Origin of the sequence: Streptomyces graminilatus, assembly GCF_001418565.1 — a bacterium.
In the GTDB taxonomy this organism is placed as follows: Bacteria; Actinomycetota; Actinomycetes; order Streptomycetales; family Streptomycetaceae; genus Streptomyces; species Streptomyces graminilatus.
Window position 1 is genome coordinate 1 of sequence record NZ_LIQQ01000777.1, and the last position, 3,937, is coordinate 3,937.

The window sequence follows — 3,937 nt, forward strand, 5'->3', positions numbered from 1 at the left end:
GCGTCAGATGTGTATACGGGACAGGCCCCGCCCGCCACCGCCGCCCCGGGACTCCGGCCCGGCGAGCAGCCGCCCGGTGCAGTGCCCCAGCACGTCCGAGCGCGGATCGCGTACGGCGGCCACCATCCGGCGGGTCATCGAACGCGCGTCCATGCGCAGCTTCGAGTGCACCGACACCACCACCACGTCCAGCAGATCCAGCAGCTCCGGATCCTGGTCCAGCGAACCGTCGTCGAGGATGTCGCACTCGATACCGGTGAGCAGCCGGAACGGCGCCCAGGCCGCGTTGAGTTCCCCGACCAGGGCCAACTGCTCGCGCAACCGCTCGGGCGACAGACCGCGCGCGACCGTGAGACGCGGGGAGTGATCGGTCAGCACGGCCCACTCGTGCCCGAGCCGCGCCGCCGTGCGGCCCATCTCCTCGACCGGGCTGCCGCCGTCCGACCAGTCGGAGTGCAGATGGCAGTCCCCGCGCAGCAACGCCCGCAGCCGCTCCCCGCCCCGCAGCGGCGGGGCCACCCCCTGCTCGCGCTCCAGCTTCTCCAGGTAGGCGGGCACCTGCCCGGCCAGCGCCTCACGCACCACCTGCGCGGTTTTCGGGCCGACGCCCTTGAGGGACTCCAGCGTGCCGGCGTCGGCCCGCTGCCGGATCTCGTCCGGGGGCAGCGCCGAGAGCACGTCGATCGCGGTACGGAACGCTCGTACGCGATAGGTGGGAGCCAGGGAGCGCTCCAGCAGGAAGGCGATCCGGTCCAGCGCCTCGACGGGATCCATCGCCATGCCCCTCGTCACCTCCGCTCGGCACCTTCGCCTCCAGCGTCGCGCGGGCCCGGCCGGTCCGCACCACGGAGCCGTGGAGGCGACCGTTCCGGACCCGCCCGTGGCCGGTACACGATGGCCGGATCCGCTCTACGCTCGATCCATGACCGAAGTAGCGAGCCCGTACATGTCCCATCCGCGGATCATGGTGCTCGGGGTGCAGCCGGGCGTCCCCCCGTTCCGGATCGTGGAGATCGACGGTGAGGTGGTCGGATCGGCGCGGACCCTCACCGATGTGCTGAGGGTCGCCGCCGCGGCCGGGATCACGGTTCACGATCTCGACGATCCGGACACGGTCCGCTGGGTCGGCGGCGACAAGTTCACCTGGTCGCGGTCGCGGCCGAGATAGCCGGACCGGGTGACCGGGCGGGCGTCGGGCTAGGCCCGCCGGTGCTTCGGCGCGTGCACCGCGCGGCTGAGCCGGCGCCCGACGAGCAGGTAACCGATCAGCGCGCCCGTGGTGTTGAGGATGACGTCGTCGATGTCGAAGGCGCGTCCGGTGATCAGCGTCCCCTGCGCCACCTCGACCATGAGCATGACGGTCGCGGTCAGGAACAGCACCCGCAGAACCCCCCGAGTCCGGGGCGCCACGACCGGCATCAGAATGCCGAAGGGCACGCCGAGGACGATGTTCCCGCCGATCTGCCGGATGGCGTCGCGCATCGCGGGCTGGTCGAGGTAGGCGCGCAGCGAGCGGCCCGGATGGAAGTTGGTGTGGGTCAGCGCCACGGACGCCGGGGACGGCTCCAGGGTCAGCCGGGCCAGGATCACGGCGAACGCCACCATGAACACGAAGGCGCACAGAACCGTCAGCGCCCGGGCCAGGAAGGCGAACGGGCGGCGCTTCGGCCGAGCCTGCGCGGGCGCCGGATTCGGGGAGGGCTTGGGGGCCTTGGAGGCCTTCGGGTCCTTGACGGTCTTCGACCGCGTCTTCGACAGGGACTTCGGCAGAGACTTCGACGGTGACTTCGACGACGATCCGGGCGTGGACCTCGGTGGGGACTCGGGGGCGGACTTCGGCGGTGTCTCGGGTGGCTCGCTCGCGGCCTTCGCGGGGCGCCTGCGCAGCGCGGCGAGGGCACGCGGAGCTGATCGGGCCATCAACGTCCTCCGGTCTTCAATTGGTGTCCGTGCAACGGCGGTTACCCCCGGACGGGCCGAGGATGCCGCTCTGGCCGCCCGGGTCGCGGGACCCGGGCGGACCGGCTCCGCTCAGGTCCCGTACGTCACCGTCACCTCGGTGAAGCCGAGAGAGCCGAGCAGGCCCTTGAGCATGTTGGTCGTGTTCTGCTCGGCACGCACGGTCAGTTCGCTCTCCTTCGCCGCGTCGCCGATGTGCTGGGCCGCCAGCTTCTGCACGGCCTGTTCGTTGTTCGGGTTGTCGGAGAACAGGTCGGTGATCCGGTCGAAGATTCCGCGCTGCTTGGAGACCGCGTAGGACCGGTCAGGGTCCAGCGCGGGCTTGCCGAGCGCCGCGTGCGGCAGCCGGAGCGTCGCGGAGGTGCGGTCCTTGTTGACCGTCACGTCGCTCTTCGCGACCTTGCCGAGATCGACATAGGCGTCGACCGTCCCGGCACCCACATAGAGGACCCGGTTGCCCTTGATCACGTCGGGCAGGTACTTGGTGTCCTTCTCCAGGTCCACGACGACCTGGAAGTTGCCGGACGCCGCGTCGTAACGGCTCATGTCCTGGATGGATTCGAGGAGCGCGGGTCCCGAACGGTCGTGCGTCTGCTCGCCGAAGATGTCCCCCAGCACCGGCAGGACCGCCAGCCGGAGCCCGGCCAGCAACAGCGCGAAAACCAGAATCACGCCACTGAGCACCTTGGCCCAGAGGGGCATGCGCCGCACGGCCTTGATGGGCGTCGTCATGGCGACGGACCTCCTTCTTCCTGTTGTACTCAACCGGATGCCCGCCAAATGCCCTGCCAGACCGCCCTGTTGACGTATCGAGACAATTGAGGAAGCGGCCTACCGGAGCACGCGGTCGCCCGAGACGCGCGACCACCACACCCCCTCCCCATGCGTCAGCCCGGGCAACCGCATTTCGGCCTCCCGCACCCGCCGCGCCGCCAGTTCACCGGTGATACGCCAGCCCGTGCCGCCACCGGTGCCACCACCCGTGGTCCGGCCGAACTCCGCGCCGAGGGACGCGAGCAGACCGGTCACCGGCGCGAGCGCGGTCGCCGGGATCTCCAACTCGAAGGCGTGGTACGGCTCGTACACCCGCGTCCCCGCCCGCTCCAGGGCGTGGCGCAGTACCACCGGCGTGAGCGTCCGGAAGTCCGCGGCGGTACTGAGCGGCCCGATGAACCCGGAGCGGACGAGGACCACCCGGCAGTCGGTCACCGGCCACCCCTGCGGGCCGGAGAGCAGACTCGCGTGCACGGTGTCCTCGATAGCCTGGTGGAACGCCCGGGGGAGCGCGCCGAGTTCGGTCTCGTACGTGAACTCGGCGCCCGAGCCGGGCGGCCCGGGCTCGACGCGCAGCCCGACCGTCGCGAAGCAGCGGGCGCGGTCGACCCACGGGTTCTCCTCGTACGCCTCGCCGGTGCCGGCGGGCCGCTCCAGGAACCGGACACGGCTCGGCTCGAACTGGGCGTCGATGCCGTGGTCCTGGGCGAGGGTGGCGGCGAGAACCTCCTTCTGCACCTCGCCGTAGAGCAACAGCGCGGTGGCGCCGTCGGCCGCCGGCCGGGCGTGGATCAGCGGGTCCTGGTCGGCGAGGGCGAGCAGGGCCGAGCGAAGCCGCGCGGACTGCTCGGGGCGCGCGGCCCGGACCAGGGTCTCCAGCGTCGGGGGCGCGAACTGCGGGGTCCGGGAGGTGAGTTCACCGAGGCGGTCGCCGACCCGGACGGTGCCGAGGCCGGTCAGGGCGGCGATGTTCCCGGCGGTGAGCGGACCGGGCCGGCCGATCACTTCGAGACCGGTGACCCGGCCGGGGACCTCGGTGGTCCGGCCGTCGGCCTCCCGCCGCAGGAACGTCAGTCGCTGACGCTCCGTCACCTCACCCTCGTACAGCCGCAGATACGCCGTCCGCCCACCGTCCGGTGCGGGGCGTACGGCGAACACCGTGCCGCGAGCGGGCGCGTCCGCGACGGCCGGGGCGGGCCGGGGG

At 71.8% G+C, this 3,937-nt stretch carries 3 protein-coding genes and 2 pseudogenes; 1 reads left to right on the top strand and 4 read right to left on the bottom strand.

Annotated elements, in window-relative coordinates; genetic code table 11:
* Positions 1-48: 48 nt before the first annotated feature.
* A pseudogene (locus AOK08_RS41435) lies at positions 49-774 on the bottom strand (PHP domain-containing protein); the annotation flags it as partial.
* Between the two features lie 148 nt (positions 775-922).
* Between AOK08_RS41435 and AOK08_RS41440 the strand changes: the two are divergent.
* Positions 923-1,168 (top strand): hypothetical protein, encoded by a 246-nt coding sequence (locus AOK08_RS41440; RefSeq protein ID WP_055535692.1) that lies wholly within the window; start codon positions 923-925, stop codon positions 1,166-1,168.
* A 29-nt stretch (positions 1,169-1,197) separates the two neighbouring features.
* Here AOK08_RS41440 and AOK08_RS41445 read toward each other — a convergent pair whose 3' ends face one another.
* From AOK08_RS41445 to AOK08_RS41455, 3 genes and pseudogenes are all read right to left on the bottom strand, one after another.
* A complete protein-coding gene (locus tag AOK08_RS41445) occupies positions 1,198-1,758 on the bottom strand; it encodes a VanZ family protein (RefSeq protein WP_079054581.1) in 561 nt (186 codons plus the stop codon).
* 273 nt (positions 1,759-2,031) lie between these two features.
* Positions 2,032-2,691, bottom strand: coding sequence for a DUF4230 domain-containing protein (locus AOK08_RS41450; RefSeq protein ID WP_055535694.1), 660 nt, complete (start codon positions 2,689-2,691; stop codon positions 2,032-2,034).
* A 99-nt stretch (positions 2,692-2,790) separates the two neighbouring features.
* A pseudogene (locus AOK08_RS41455) lies at positions 2,791-3,937 on the bottom strand (GTP-binding protein); the annotation flags it as partial.

Coding starts and splice junctions, on each gene's coding strand:
- AOK08_RS41440 (WP_055535692.1), top strand. CDS start 923: ATGACCGAAGTAGCGAGCCCGTACATGTCCCATCCGCGGATCATGGTG.
- AOK08_RS41450 (WP_055535694.1), bottom strand. CDS start 2,691: ATGACGACGCCCATCAAGGCCGTGCGGCGCATGCCCCTCTGGGCCAAG.